Annotated in this window: 17 protein-coding genes and 1 pseudogene; 10 read left to right on the plus strand and 8 right to left on the minus strand. The window is 52.5% G+C overall.

The window, feature by feature from the left end; all coding sequences use genetic code 11:
* Window positions 1-189: 189 nt before the first annotated feature.
* Window positions 190-636 carry a DUF441 domain-containing protein gene (locus tag OGW13_RS21710; RefSeq protein ID WP_043000929.1) on the plus strand — a complete coding sequence of 149 codons (447 nt, stop codon included), beginning with the start codon at window positions 190-192 and terminating at the stop codon, window positions 634-636.
* On the opposite strand, the gene OGW13_RS21715 is transcribed toward OGW13_RS21710, so the two are convergent.
* Window positions 617-1,411, minus strand: coding sequence for an AraC family transcriptional regulator (locus OGW13_RS21715; RefSeq protein ID WP_090049957.1), 795 nt, complete (start codon window positions 1,409-1,411; stop codon window positions 617-619). The two genes, OGW13_RS21710 and OGW13_RS21715, sit on opposite strands and share 20 nt — an antisense overlap.
* Before the next feature lie 99 nt (window positions 1,412-1,510).
* Between OGW13_RS21715 and OGW13_RS21720 the strand changes: the two genes are divergently transcribed.
* Window positions 1,511-2,692, plus strand: coding sequence for a CynX/NimT family MFS transporter (locus OGW13_RS21720; protein WP_287116467.1), 1,182 nt, complete (start codon window positions 1,511-1,513; stop codon window positions 2,690-2,692).
* 35 nt (window positions 2,693-2,727) lie between these two features.
* On the opposite strand, the gene OGW13_RS21725 is transcribed toward OGW13_RS21720, so the two are convergent.
* Window positions 2,728-3,435, minus strand: a complete 708-nt coding sequence (locus OGW13_RS21725; protein WP_044265505.1) for a CTP synthase C-terminal region-related (seleno)protein — start codon at window positions 3,433-3,435, stop codon at window positions 2,728-2,730.
* A gap of 154 nt (window positions 3,436-3,589) precedes the next feature.
* Between OGW13_RS21725 and OGW13_RS21730 the strand changes: the two genes are divergently transcribed.
* On the plus strand, window positions 3,590-4,099 hold the full coding sequence (locus OGW13_RS21730) for a 2-thiouracil desulfurase family protein (RefSeq protein ID WP_044254892.1): 510 nt from the start codon (window positions 3,590-3,592) through the stop codon (window positions 4,097-4,099).
* A complete protein-coding gene (locus tag OGW13_RS21735) occupies window positions 4,083-4,430 on the plus strand; it encodes a DUF488 domain-containing protein (RefSeq protein ID WP_043000934.1) in 348 nt (115 codons plus the stop codon). The genes OGW13_RS21730 and OGW13_RS21735 overlap by 17 nt, the downstream gene beginning before the upstream one ends.
* Here OGW13_RS21735 and OGW13_RS21740 read toward each other — a convergent pair.
* Complete coding sequence (locus OGW13_RS21740) at window positions 4,416-4,727, minus strand: hypothetical protein (protein ID WP_044254899.1); 312 nt, start codon at window positions 4,725-4,727, stop codon at window positions 4,416-4,418. The two genes, OGW13_RS21735 and OGW13_RS21740, sit on opposite strands and share 15 nt — an antisense overlap.
* A 188-nt stretch (window positions 4,728-4,915) precedes the next feature.
* On the opposite strand from OGW13_RS21740, the gene OGW13_RS21745 reads away from it, so the two are divergent.
* Window positions 4,916-5,014, plus strand: a complete 99-nt coding sequence (locus OGW13_RS21745) for a YoaK family small membrane protein (protein WP_042287604.1) — start codon at window positions 4,916-4,918, stop codon at window positions 5,012-5,014.
* A 3-nt stretch (window positions 5,015-5,017) separates the two neighbouring features.
* Window positions 5,018-5,092 carry a protein YoaJ gene (gene yoaJ, locus OGW13_RS21750; RefSeq protein ID WP_086513017.1) on the plus strand — a complete coding sequence of 25 codons (75 nt, stop codon included), beginning with the start codon at window positions 5,018-5,020 and terminating at the stop codon, window positions 5,090-5,092.
* A 62-nt stretch (window positions 5,093-5,154) separates the two neighbouring features.
* On the opposite strand, the gene OGW13_RS21755 is transcribed toward yoaJ, so the two are convergent.
* Window positions 5,155-5,403 (minus strand): GlsB/YeaQ/YmgE family stress response membrane protein, encoded by a 249-nt coding sequence (locus OGW13_RS21755; RefSeq protein WP_043000937.1) that lies wholly within the window; start codon window positions 5,401-5,403, stop codon window positions 5,155-5,157.
* 462 nt (window positions 5,404-5,865) lie between these two features.
* Between OGW13_RS21755 and fdhF the strand changes: the two genes are divergently transcribed.
* Window positions 5,866-8,013 (plus strand): formate dehydrogenase subunit alpha, encoded by a 2,148-nt coding sequence (gene fdhF, locus OGW13_RS21760; protein WP_142765060.1) that lies wholly within the window; start codon window positions 5,866-5,868, stop codon window positions 8,011-8,013.
* A 113-nt stretch (window positions 8,014-8,126) separates the two neighbouring features.
* Window positions 8,127-8,332, plus strand: a pseudogene (locus OGW13_RS21765) (site-specific integrase); the annotation flags it as partial.
* A gap of 532 nt (window positions 8,333-8,864) precedes the next feature.
* Here the strand turns inward: OGW13_RS21765 and OGW13_RS21770 are convergent.
* The 3 genes from OGW13_RS21770 to ycgZ form a co-directional block, all read right to left on the minus strand.
* Entirely contained in the window at window positions 8,865-9,131 is a 267-nt protein-coding gene (locus OGW13_RS21770; RefSeq protein WP_043001947.1) for a biofilm development regulator YmgB/AriR family protein, read from the minus strand.
* A 41-nt stretch (window positions 9,132-9,172) separates the two neighbouring features.
* The gene (locus OGW13_RS21775; protein ID WP_104446392.1) at window positions 9,173-9,478 is read right to left on the minus strand and encodes a hypothetical protein; all 306 of its coding nucleotides are present in this window, start codon (window positions 9,476-9,478) and stop codon (window positions 9,173-9,175) included.
* Between the two features lie 70 nt (window positions 9,479-9,548).
* Entirely contained in the window at window positions 9,549-9,788 is a 240-nt protein-coding gene (ycgZ, locus tag OGW13_RS21780; RefSeq protein WP_043000940.1) for a regulatory protein YcgZ, read from the minus strand.
* A 324-nt stretch (window positions 9,789-10,112) separates the two neighbouring features.
* Here ycgZ and OGW13_RS21785 point away from each other — a divergent pair, with 324 nt between their 5' ends.
* Both OGW13_RS21785 and OGW13_RS21790 read left to right on the plus strand, forming a co-directional pair.
* Complete coding sequence (locus OGW13_RS21785) at window positions 10,113-11,333, plus strand: diguanylate phosphodiesterase (RefSeq protein WP_043000941.1); 1,221 nt, start codon at window positions 10,113-10,115, stop codon at window positions 11,331-11,333.
* 221 nt (window positions 11,334-11,554) lie between these two features.
* Window positions 11,555-12,286: a MerR family transcriptional regulator gene (locus tag OGW13_RS21790; protein ID WP_043000942.1), complete on the plus strand. Its 732-nt coding sequence runs from the start codon at window positions 11,555-11,557 to the stop codon at window positions 12,284-12,286.
* A gap of 199 nt (window positions 12,287-12,485) precedes the next feature.
* Here the strand turns inward: OGW13_RS21790 and OGW13_RS21795 are convergent, their stop codons facing one another.
* Window positions 12,486-12,695: a hypothetical protein gene (locus tag OGW13_RS21795; RefSeq protein ID WP_224788339.1), complete on the minus strand. Its 210-nt coding sequence runs from the start codon at window positions 12,693-12,695 to the stop codon at window positions 12,486-12,488.
* Window positions 12,696-13,144 lie beyond the last annotated feature (449 nt).

The raw sequence follows: 13,144 nt of genomic DNA on the forward strand, positions 1-13,144 counted from the left end.
ATGAGCGAGACCGGTTCATCTGCTATTGATAGTCCGCAATAATGGCAATTTGATGACAAAATAAAAAATTGCCTGTTTTTCGCCGTCAGGCATTTGCCCGAAATAGCCAGCAGATTCTAAAAAAGTCTTTTCTGCGTGGCGTTTGGGCGTAAAGTAAACAGGCTTAACTTTTTTGGCAAGGAAACCACGATGTTTGATGTCACTCTGCTGATCCTGCTCGGACTGGCAGCTCTGGGCTTTGTCAGCCATAACACCACTGTCGCCGTTTCAATTCTGGTGCTGATTATTGTCCGCGTTACCCCGCTCAATACCTTTTTCCCGTGGATTGAAAAACAGGGGCTGACCATCGGGATTATTATCCTGACAATCGGCGTCATGGCGCCTATCGCCAGCGGGACACTGCCACCTTCCACCTTGATCCACTCTTTCCTTAACTGGAAATCGCTGGTGGCGATTGTGGTTGGCGTGGTGGTCTCCTGGCTCGGCGGCCGCGGCGTGACGCTGATGGGCAGCCAGCCACAGCTGGTCGCCGGTTTGCTGGTCGGCACCGTGCTTGGCGTGGCCCTGTTTCGCGGTGTACCTGTTGGTCCGCTTATCGCGGCCGGTCTGGTCTCGCTTATTGTGGGAAGGCAGTAGTCAATCCCGCCAGATAACGGCCTGGCGTCTGTCCCAGGCCTTTTTTGAACATGGTGATAAACGCCGTGGTCGAATCATACCCCAACAGTTGCGCCACCTGCTGCACGTTCTGCCCGCCGACCAGGGCCTGTAGGGCCAGAATGAGCTGTAGCTGATGTCGCCAGCGACGAAAGCTGAGCCCTGTCTCTTTCACCACCAGTCGGGCAAGGTTACGCTCGCTCATCGCAAATACGCTGGCCCACTGCCCCAGCGTTTGCCATTGCGCCGGTTCGCGCGCCATGGTGTCAACCATCCGGCGGATCTTCGGGTGCGCAGAAACCGGCAGCTGCATCTGCTCCTGCGGTTGTTGCGGAAGTTCATCAAATAAGACCTGCGTCAGGCGCTGCGTTTGCGGCTCTGCCCGCTGAGCGTCACAACGCCTCGCCAGCGAGAGGATCAGCTCGCGACAAAGCGGAGAAATTTTTAACGTACAGCAACGTCCCGGTAGTGTGACGGCTTCCGGTTCGATAAAGAGAAAGCAGAGCTCCGCGCCTGCCGTTACGTGATTGCTGTGGGGAACGCCGCCGGGGATCCAGACCGCGTACTGCGGTGGCACCATCCACATAGCGCACTCAACATCACAGGTGATAGCCCCATGCAGTGCCATAATCAGTTGCCCTTTACGATGCTGGTGCTGCGCGCTAAACAGCTCATCAGGGCGAGCGCGGATACGAAACGCCACGGCGGCATCGTGGTGCAGATCGGGGTCATATCCGTCGAGTCGCAGGCTGTACATCATTTTGTCCGAATTTAGCGATAAACTGTCATTTTAGCTTGATTCACAACACAGATAAACGCGGTAAGGTACGGCCTCACCTGTTGATATGAGAGAACAATGACTTCTTCACCACCACGCGGCAACCACGGTGCCCTGCTGATTGCCGGTATCCTGATGATTGCCACCACGCTGCGCGTGACGTTTACCGGCGCCGCCCCTTTGCTGGAAGCGATTCGCACGGACTATGGTCTTACGACTGCCCAGACGGGATTATTAACCACCCTGCCGCTGTTGGCGTTTGCGCTGGTTTCTCCGCTTGCCGCTGGGATTGCCCGCCGTATTGGCATGGAACGCAGTCTCTTCGCGGCAATGCTGCTGATTTGCGCCGGGGTTTCCGTGCGCTCACTGCCGGACGCCTCTTTACTGTTTCTTGGCACTGCCATCATCGGCTGCGGTATCGCCCTCGGCAACGTGCTGCTGCCAGGGCTTATCAAACGCGATTTCTCGCAGCACGTCGCCAGACTGACCGGTGCTTATTCCCTGACGATGGGGGCTGCCGCCGCGTTGGGCTCCGCGCTGGTGGTTCCGCTGGCGCTAAGCGGGTTTGGCTGGCGCGGGGCGTTGCTGCTGTTGATGGTGTTTCCGCTACTGGCGTTGCTGATCTGGCTGCCGCAGTGGCGTCATGCCGCCCACGCGAACGTAACCACCTCGCGCACCCTGCACGCACGCGGCATCTGGCGTTCACCGCTGGCCTGGCAGGTGACGTTATTTCTTGGAATTAACTCGCTTATCTATTACGTGATTATCGGCTGGCTGCCAGCAATCTTAATCAGCCACGGCTACAGCGAGGCGCAGGCCGGTTCGCTGCATGGTTTGCTCCAGTTAGCAACCGCCTCTCCCGGTTTACTCATTCCGCTGGTGCTGCACCGTTTTCACGATCAGCGCTGCATCGCCGCACTGGTGTCGTTGATGTGCGCTGTGGGTGCCGCTGGCTTCTGGTTTATGCCGGATCAGGCGGTGCTATGGACGCTGCTGTTTGGATTCGGCTCCGGTGCAACGATGATTCTGGGGCTGACCTTTATCGGCCTGCGCGCCAGTTCTGCGCATCAGGCAGCAGCGCTTTCCGGCATGGCGCAATCCGTCGGTTATCTGTTAGCCGCTTGCGGGCCGCCGCTAATGGGCAGGATCCATGACGCCCAGGGAGACTGGCAGATCCCGCTGCTGACCGTTGCGGCGCTGGCGATAGCGATGGCGATATTCGGTTTCTATGCGGGACGAAATAAAGAGATTACCGCCTGATAAGCTCAGGGCAGACGTGATGTCTGCCCTACTGATTAGCCTCGCGCAGCGCGCAGCATCGCTTGCGCCAGGGGAACCGGTTTCCCCGTAAGAGCGCCACGTTCGGGCTGGAAAAGCGTGGCGACAAAGAACGGATGCGTCACCAATTCCACCGCCCGAATATCCCCGTTATCATCCCAGCCGGTCACCCGCAGATCACCGCTATCCAGTTCAGCCGCAAACGCCTCAGCAATGCCGTAGTTACACTGATAGCCCTCCGAAATCACCGGCTGACCATAGGCTTTAGCAATCAGCGTATTGGGCCGCAGTTCAACATCGTCGGTTTTTTCCACCAGCGAACAGGCAAGTGGCGCAATAACCATCCGGCCCGTTGTGTCAGTTTCCGCATGGGCAGCATCTGACCAGCCCAGCACATTACGCGCATATTCAAGGATGGCGTGTTGAAAACCGCCACAGGTTCCCAGGAAAGGAATGCTGTTTTCGCGGGCATAACGGATGGCCGTCAACGCGCCTTCGGTATTTTTATAGGGGCTGCCAGGCACCACCCAGATGGCGTCATAGCCCACCAGATCTTCTGCACTGGTGATTTCAGTGCTGGACAGCCAGTCGTAATCCGCCAGCAGTTCCAGAACCGCAGCAGCGTCGTCGATGGCCAGAGGAATCGCCTGATGCGCCGTGATGCCAGCGTTGTAATCACCCACCAGCGCAATACGCAGCGTATCTTTTACAGGGGATATTTCCATGGAGAATTCCTTACGTCAGAACAATTGGGGACAACATAAGGAACCTCAGCCTACCGATCTTTTGCTGCCATCACAATCCCTTAATTTAGGGATGAACGCATGCGAAGTGATATAGTAATCGGGAGCAGTTTTTCTGCCGGACGAGGCAAATGCGATGAAAAGTAAGGTTTTAGTGAGCGCTTGCCTGATGGGGCTGAAGGTGCGTTATAACGGCAGCGAGAAAGCGCATCCCGCTGCGATACTGGCGCGTTTGCAGGCAGAACAGCGTCTGGTCATCCATTGCCCTGAACTGGCCGCAGGCTTGCCGACACCACGCCCACCGGCGGAAATTGTTCGGGCCGATGGCAACGATGTGATGCACGAGCGCGCATCCATTGTGGAAAAGAACGGTCAAGATGTCACCGGGCACTATCAGCTTGCCGCCTGGCTGGCGCTGCGCACGGCACAGGAGACCGGCTGTGACGTTGCGCTACTCACCGACGGCAGCCCGACATGCGGCAGTCAGTTTATCTACGACGGCAGCTTCAGCGGACAACGTCATCCCGGTATGGGAGTGGCCACCGCGCTGCTACGCCAGCACGGAATCACGGTTTTTTCCGACCAACAGCTCGATGAGTTTTGCGCCTGGATTGAGGAGAATGACAAACATGAATATTCAGTGTAAACGCGTCTACGACCCGGCAGAAGACAGCGACGGCTACCGGGTGCTGGTTGACCGACTGTGGCCACGCGGGATCAAAAAAGCGGATCTCGTGCTCAATGAGTGGGTCAAAGCGCTCGCTCCCTCGACAGAGCTGCGCAAAGCTTTTCACGCAGAAACGATCGATTTTCAGCATTTTACTGAGCAGTACCGCGCGGAACTTGTCACGCAGAAGAAGGAAGGCGAGCGGCTGGCGCAGATTGCCCGCCAGCAGACACTGACGCTGCTGTACGCCGCCAAAAACAGCGAACAAAATCACGCCCTTGTGCTGGCAGACTGGCTACGCGAGTTGTGATTCGCGGGTAACCGTCGATTCAGGCTGAATATCCGGCAACAGAGGCATCAAGTGTTCCGCTCTGACCCAGGCAAAACCCTGCTGCCCGTTTGCCGACACCACCTCCCCCGTCACCAGCCAGAGCGCACGTGGCGTCTCTTTCGGCAGCATGGTGGTAAATCCATTTATGGGATTAATAAATACCTCACCCGGCTGGCAGAGATGGAACAATTCCACCGTCTTGCCGATATTGCCGCGTCCGGCCGATGTTTTCGCACCAATAATCAGCGCCAGGGTGCCCGGCTTTAGCTGGAACATACTTCTCTCGTTGCGCGCTTGCGACTGTGTTTAAGATAATTCTGAGAAATAATAGCCTGCCGAAAGCGTACTTGTCACGTCCTGGCGACTCGCAGAATAAGCGAAAAGCGTGAGGACAAAACCCCTTTTGTCACCCATTAACCCCTGTTATCCTTGCAGCTCTTTGCATAATTCAGACAGGTGATCGCATGAGACTGGGCATACTGTTTCCCGTCGTCATTTTTATTACGGCCGTGGTTTTTTTGGCCTGGTTTTTTATCGGTGGCTATGCCGCACCGGGGGCGTAAATCATGAAAAAAACGACGCTGATTATGATTGTCGTCGCGATAGTCGTGGTGCTGGGTACCGAACTGGGTTGGTGGTAACGCCAGGCCTGAAATGACAAAGGCCACCCTCAGGTCGCCTTTTGTCAGTCAATTATTGCGCCTTAGCTTTTGATTTTTCTGTAAATAAGCAGGACGACGATAGCACCAATAACCGCCACCACAAAGCTGCCGAAATTAAAACCATCGACTTTCCCAAAACCAAGCAGCGTACTGATCCAGCCGCCCACTACGGCACCGACGATCCCCAGAATGATCGTCATAAAGAATCCACCACCATCCTTACCAGGCATAATCCACTTCGCCAGAATACCTGCAATCAAACCAAAAATAATCCATGAAATAATGCCCATTTTTTCCTCACTTATCGATTTTACAGTAGCGGTTTATTCGCCGTTAAAAAGGATAGCACATCGTCAGGAAATTGAAGTTTGTGATGAACATCACTTAATTGAACGTGCTGATTTCTCCCATGAAAGATGGGGTTGCAAACTTAGATGATAAAGATTATCTTTCTCATCACTGAATAGTTGAGTAAATAACTCGGGTATTCAGTACGACATTGCTCACATTGCTTCCAGTATGTCTTGCCCGCCTCTGTGCGGGCTTTTTTTTGACGTCCGTTCGTCATTTATGTCGAATCCGCTGTCATTTTTCCTGCAGCTTGTGCCTCGTTCCGCGTCAGCCCAGGCTTTGCCACTCTGGCACGTATTGTGCTTATCCCCTGCGTCATGACGACAACCCGAAGCTTCAGCGGCTCCGCTCAGGCTTCGTCACAATTCGCGCTATTTCAGCTTTTAACAGGTCTGTTATTGATGAAAAAAATCACCAGTGTCTGTCCCTACTGTGGGGCCGGGTGCAAGCTCAAGCTTGTTGTTGAAAATAACAAAATCATCCGTGCTGAAGCGGCTGAGGGGGTGACTAACCAGAACCAACTTTGTCTGAAAGGGTACTATGGTTGGGATTTCCTTAACGATACCCGCCTTTTGACTCCCCGCCTCACCCGCCCATTGATCCGCTACCAGAAAGGCGACAAATTTACCCCGGTCACCTGGGATGAAGCCATCCGCTATACCGCCCGACGTTTACTGGAAATCCGCGACAACGCGGGCCCTCGCGCCATTATGACAACCGGTTCTTCTCGCGGTACCGGCAATGAAACCAACTATGTGATGCAGAAATTCGCCCGCGCGGTTCTCAACACCAACAACGTGGACTGCTGCGCCCGCGTGTGTCACGGGCCTTCGGTCGCTGGCCTCCAGGAAACGCTGGGCAATGGTGCAATGAGTAATTCCATCAGCGACATCGAAAACTCAAAATGTCTGCTGATCTTCGGTTATAACTGCGCAGACTCTCACCCAATTGTGGCGCGCCGGGTGATCAAAGCGCGGCAGAATGGCGCGAAGATCATCGTCTGCGATCCCCGCCGTATTGAAACCGCACGCATTGCTGACCAGCATCTGCAACTGAATAACGGGTGCAACATGGCGCTGGTGAATGCGTTTGGTTACGTCCTCATTGACGAACTGCTTTACGACAAGGAGTACGTGAATAAGCACACGCAGGGGCTGGATGCTTACTGGCAAACGGTTAAAGACTATGCGCCGGAAGCGGTCGAGCATTTAACCGGCGTTCCGGCGTCGCAAGTTCGTCAGGCGATGCGGACCTTTGCCGCCGCCCCTTCCGCGACAGTGATGTGGGGAATGGGCGTGACGCAGTTCGGTCAGGCCGTGGACGTGGTGCGTGGATTATCGAGCCTTGCCCTGCTGACCGGTAACCTGGGTCGTCCACACGTCGGCGTCGGCCCGGTTCGCGGGCAGAACAACGTCCAGGGTGCCTGCGACATGGGCGTATTACCGAATCTTTTTCCGGGATATCAGGATGTCACCGATGCGGCCGTCAGAGAGAAGTTCGCCAGAGCCTGGGGCATTGACGCCAGCCGGATGGATGACAAGGTCGGCACACGCATTACCGAAGTCCCGCATCTGGCGCTGGAAGGGAAAATTAAAGCCTACTACATCATGGGGGAAGATCCGCTGCAAACGGAAGCCGATCTGGGGCTGGTGCGTGACGGTTTCGCGGCGCTGGATTTTGTCGTGGTGCAGGATATCTTTATGACCAAAACCGCCGAGATGGCGGACGTCATTTTACCCGCCACCTCCTGGGGCGAGCACGGCGGCGTATTCACCTGCGCCGATCGCGGCTTCCAGCGTTTCGAAAAGGCCGTCGACCCCACTGGCGACGTGAAGCGAGACTGGGAAATTATCAGCCTGCTCGCCAGTGAAATGGGCTATCCCATGCACTATGAAAACAATCAACAGATCTGGGATGAGATGCGTGAACTGTGTCCGCTGTTCTACGGCGTCACCTGGGAAAAGATGGGCGACCTGGGGCATATCCAGTGGCCCTGCCCCGACCTCGACCATCCCGGCACGCCCTATCTGTATGAAAACAGCCGCTTCGACACGCCAGACGGTAAAGGCAAGCTGTTTGCTGCACCGTGGCGCGCACCCGCGGAAGTGCCTGACGAGGCCTATCCGCTGGTTCTGTGTACGGTGCGCGAAGTCGGTCACTACTCCTGTCGTTCTATGACCGGCAACTGTGCCGCCCTGCAGGCGCTTGCCGATGAGCCTGGTTATGTGCAGATCAGCACGCAGGATGCGCAAAAGGCAGGAATTCGCCATCGCGACCTGGTGTGGGTCAGCTCACGTCGGGGAAAAGTGATCAGTCGGGCGGATGTCTCCGGACGCATCAATCAGGGAGCGGTGTACATGACCTATCAATGGTGGATTGGCGCGTGTAATGAACTCACGCAGGATAATCTCGACCCTATCTCAAAGACGCCGGAAACTAAGTATTGTGCGGTTAATGTCGAGAAGATCGACGATCAGTCGTGGGCTGAACGCTATGCCGCACAGGCCTATAGTGATATGAAGACGCGCCTTTGCGAGGCGATAGGATAGCGGAACGGACGTAATAACGGGAGCCTGATGGCTCCCGTTCACATACAACCCAGAATCTGGAGTACATGCTTTTGATGATCGCGTCTGCGGCTTCGAACTACTGTATGCGACGCATCAATTTTAGCAAAGCAGGAGACCTTGCTGACATTGAATGGGGAGAAGGAACGCCGGCAATTTTCCATGAACAGAGGTTATTATCTGAGCGTCTGTACAAAGTACAGGGTTAGATATACAAAAACTACCTGGCCATAAAACGCATCAACAAACCGATCGTTATCACGATAACTGCGGCAAAGGATGGAGCAAAGTAACGTTGTGAAAATTTAAGCATCACAACGCCACCTTGATTAAGGATAGCGTTGCATCGACCCATTGAACTCACAGCGAAAAACAGACATAGACTTATCCAGACTCCAAAGGGATTCAAATGTAGCCGATGTAGCTTTCTGGGATAATTACACATTAGCGACTGAATCGCCTCGAGTTTTAATCTTCGCACCACCTGAACATTCTGCACGTTTGTTCCAAACGTCACTTCCGTCATGAGAATAATTTTGCTGCCACCTCGATCGTAGTTATACTTCAGGACGTCAATGTATTGGTTCTCGGTTAAAACACGTATCGTATTGCAGTATTCCCAAAGGAGATGTGTTCTAAAATGCTTTCCATTCCCCACCTGAGATAATTATCTGACAACCAGAGGTCGGCATGCGCTGACTGCACCTAGTTTTCGCTACGCATGATTTATTTTCCAGTTCAGGAAAACCAGGAACATAAGGTCGACAATAATCGACTGACCCAACGCTGAGCATTTAAATAGAGCAGAAAATTGACTTCCCCCGTTAAATACATCAAATATCGTCTATAGTATGTCCGACAACAATTTCCAGGGTTTTTCTTATCACATCTGCATGTACGATGTCATCCGTGACTTCCAGCGTTTGTATCAGAGATAAAATGATATTTTTGTTATTAATATGCTCACCCTTTATAAGAATATGGCGTATAGCTGCGCCCAAAACCATTGCTTCTTCAGCAAGGGCGTCGCCGGCATGACGAAAATAATCTGAAAGGACGTGATCAGGCAAAGCACTATAAATATCAGGTTGTTGTGTGATTGCTGTGTTCATCATTTTCACCATCATTAAAAGTTAAGCGTTTAGTGAATTTTTCCTTTTCCTGACTTCAGGGTTGTCCCTGAAAGTGAGCGGACGGTGTCCATTTGACCGCTATGTCTGGATGTCGGTGTTGACGTTGCTTTATCAGCTATCACCGCTTCAATGTAAGAAATAATTAGCGGAAATACCTCTCGACGACGGGCGTCCATTTCAGTTTCCTGCATAACGCGGAGTTGAGTGACCAGGGCCATTGAATTCACCGCCGCTTTACGTTTCAGCAGCGTCAACACTGCCTGGCCGATAAGTTCGTCTGTGAGTTGTTCAATGTCACTTCTGTTCATCATCATTCTCTCTTCTGCCGTGTTGCCAGGGACAGGAACACAGCATCATGTTGATTCACGATTTTAATACGAGGGCTCAGCGCTCAAAAAGCAAACCAATCAGCGCGTTATAATGACCCTCCTCTTCTACACAGGTCGCTTTTTCCAGACGACCAAGTAATTTTGTACACAGTGTCTTGCGATTCAGATTGCGCCCGTCCATTAGAATTTCCACCACAATCTGCCCCAATGTTTCCTGCTGAGTCGGCAAATTGGCCTTACTGAAATACTGCGCAATGGCGTTAGCTGTATCTGAAATGTAACCATTTTGCTGCATGAGTCTCTCCTGTGCGAATCAGTAAAAGGTTAATGCTGCGTTATTCAAAGTTAGAAAAATTGTACACAAAACCTGTACAAATGCATGATTTCATTTTTGACAAAAAGTGCTAATGATTTATTTTCAATAAGTTATAACTTATACATAGGTATTTTTCTGATAGTTATCTGTACACTACTTTGAGGCTCATTTTTTGGTGATGCCATCGCTATCCTCCACTTCCAACCCCACCTGCCACTTTTAAGTAAAACTTTCGTTAATTTAATGTGTTATATCTCCTCCGTTCTGTTAGGGTTAAACATCATTCCTCAATGCCGGAAAATCATGCTCACTACCATTATCTACCGCAGTCATCTCTGTGATGACGTCCCGGTGAAGGCGCTCGAAAGTATGGTCGCCGCCGCTAACCTTACAAATGGGCGTGCTGACGTGACAGGCATTTTGCTGTTTAACGGCACACATTTTTTTCAGCTGCTTGAAGGCCCTGATGAAAACGTAAGGGCTATTTATCAGGCGATTTGTGAAGACAAGCGCCACTATAATGTTGTCGAACTGCTGTGCGATCACGGTCCCTCCCGCCGCTTTGGGAAAGTGGGAATGGAGCTTTTTGATTTACGGGAACATGATCGGGAGGAGGTATTACAGACCATTCTCGACAAGGGCACATCCCGATACCAACTTACCTACAACGACCGTGCGCTGCAGTTCTTCCGCACCTTCGTGGAAGCCACTGAAAAAGAGAATTATTTTGAGATCCCTCCCTCTGACACGTGGGATTTTATTGCGACCGAATCCGCTCGCACGATTCCCCTGACGTCAGTCAGTGAGGAGGCCAATTGCAGCTTTGCTTTTCAGCCCATCATCGATCCTTTTGCTCAGGAAATTGTCTCTCTGGAAGCGCTGCTGCGTACCCGTTCGGGTGATTCGCCACAGCGCTATTTTGACAATATTAAGGGCGACGATATTTATCTGGCCGACCTGGAAAGTAAGAAAGTCGCTTTTACACTGGCGACCTCACTGGGTCTGCGCGATCAGGTTTTGTCCGTGAATCTGTTGCCCATGACGTTGGTGAAGGTGCCGGATGCAGCCAGCTATTTGCTTAATGCCATTGCTGACAGTGGTCTTGTTCCGGAACAGATCATCGTTGAGTTCACTGAACGCGAGGTTATCTCCGAGTTTGAAGCCTTTACGGAGACGGTGAGAACCCTGAAATCATCTGGGATCAGTATCGCCCTCGATCACTTTGGTGCCGGTTTTGGCGGTCTGCGGCTGCTGGCGCAGTTCCAACCCGATCGCATCAAAATTAATCGCGACCTCATTTGCGATGTTCATAAAAGCGGCCCACGACAGGCCATCATCCAGGCCATGATTAAGTGCTGTGCGTCTCTGGAAATTGCGATATCAGCCGTCGGGGTTGAAAAGCCCGAAGAATGGATGTGGCTGGAATCGGCGGGTATTTCTCAGTTCCAGGGGCATCTTTTTGCCGCGCCTTGCTTCTGTGGAATTCCACCGGTTGCATGGCCTGAGAAAAAAACACCGCTGTAATCCTCTTATTTCACCTGCTGTATTCATGGCGGCAGGTGAACCTCGCTACACCATCAGGGGATGCTGTACACGTTTCCTGTCTCATCAGTCTTGTTTACCTGACGTTCATTATTTTTAGCTAGGCTTACTACGAGGCTGTTGTACAATAAACAATAAATTGTACAAACACGGCTGATTCGTTAGTTTGTAAGGAACGATTCGGTCCACGTATGAGGGACACTATGGGATTTTACAGCATAGGCGATGTCGCTGAACGATGCGGTATCAACCCCGTTACCCTGCGCGCCTGGCAACGGCGCTATGGATTGTTAAAGCCCCGGCGCAGCGAAGGCGGCCATCGTCAGTTTGATGAAGACGATATCCAGCGCATTGAAGAGATCAAGCGATGGATTAAAAGCGGTGTGCCGGTAAGCAAGGTCAAAGTGTTGCTGGAACAAAGCACTGTGGCAACCCATAATGACTGGACCACTTTGCAGGAAGAAATGATGGGCGTGCTGCGTTTTGCTCATCCGGACAGGTTACGGGCCAAAATCGGTGCTCTTGCCCGTGAGCATACTTCAGACGATCTTATCGATCACATTTTCGTTCCCGTACGCCAACGCCTTAGCCTCGACCATAATACAGCCCGCATCATGTGCAGCTTGCTTGATGGCGTGCTGATTGAATTTGTGACCGCCTGTATGTCCGAAGCCCGCAAAAAAGCAGGCAAAGATGCGTTGTTGATTGGCTGGGATACCGAAGACCGCGCACGTCTGTGGCTGGAAGCCTGGCGTTTGTCTCAGCAAGGCTGGCACATCGCCGTACTGGCTGAACCGCTGGATTCTCCACGTCCGGAACTCTTTCCTGGACAACAGTTGTTTGTCTGGACCGGCATCGAACCGACCCGCCGCCAGCAGGAATTGCTTCAGCATTGGCACGAGCAGGGTTATTCGCTGGTCTTTCACCATCCCTGATGCCATCACCGTTCGTCCATGATCTCACCCTGAGTGACGCTGTTCATACTCCAATCTCCTTAATGTGGGAGAGATGAGCAGGATTGTTCCTTATGAGCGAAAAACGGCCTAAAGTTGTTGTTTCAAACATGCGAAGATGACCGATCTCCTGCCTGGTTTCAAAAGGACGACAGACTGCCAGTCCTGCGGGGAAATGACTTCAGCTCCAGCGCCCTTGTACATGGGCAATAACGCGTTGATGAGCGTTTGCCGCCGTAGCTTCAGTGATTTGTTTCGCCATTTCAGGAACAGCCCCACCACATACGGAGTACCAGACCTCACAACCGGCATTTAATCCCAGCCCCGCATACGTATTGCCACTGATAGCGATGGTTACGCCAGCGCGCAGATGTTGACGTAACGCATTCACCCGCTCAGTCGCTGCAGCAGGGCTATCCGGGACGCCAGGGATCTTGACCGCGCGAACACCTCAAATGATGAGAGACGACCGTGTAGTTCGCCCGTAAAGGTAAAATGCGTAATGCCATCTCTTTTTACCGTAAGGTTGGGTTTACCGAAGTGGGTGAACATATCTTCCAGGTTGGGCTGATCCGCAAAGAGATATCATTATGAAACGCTCAACTTGTGTTAGCTGAACAAACATTAAGACGCCCGCACCTGGCACAGAACGGACCTAACTATTAACGAGCATCCACCACCAAAACTGAGAAATGCCTAATGGGAACCGGGCAGTGGAGCTGGCATCTGATCGACCAGCCTCCCCCAGACTACCAGGGGTTTTGATAACTAGTTTTGATAAAATTTTGATAACCGTTAGCAGACTAACAAAAAACAACGGGAGCGTTACGCTCCCGTTAA

Origin of the sequence: Citrobacter sp. Ca225 (assembly GCF_030337175.1) — a bacterium.
In the GTDB taxonomy this organism is placed as follows: domain Bacteria; phylum Pseudomonadota; class Gammaproteobacteria; order Enterobacterales; family Enterobacteriaceae; genus Citrobacter_A; species Citrobacter_A amalonaticus.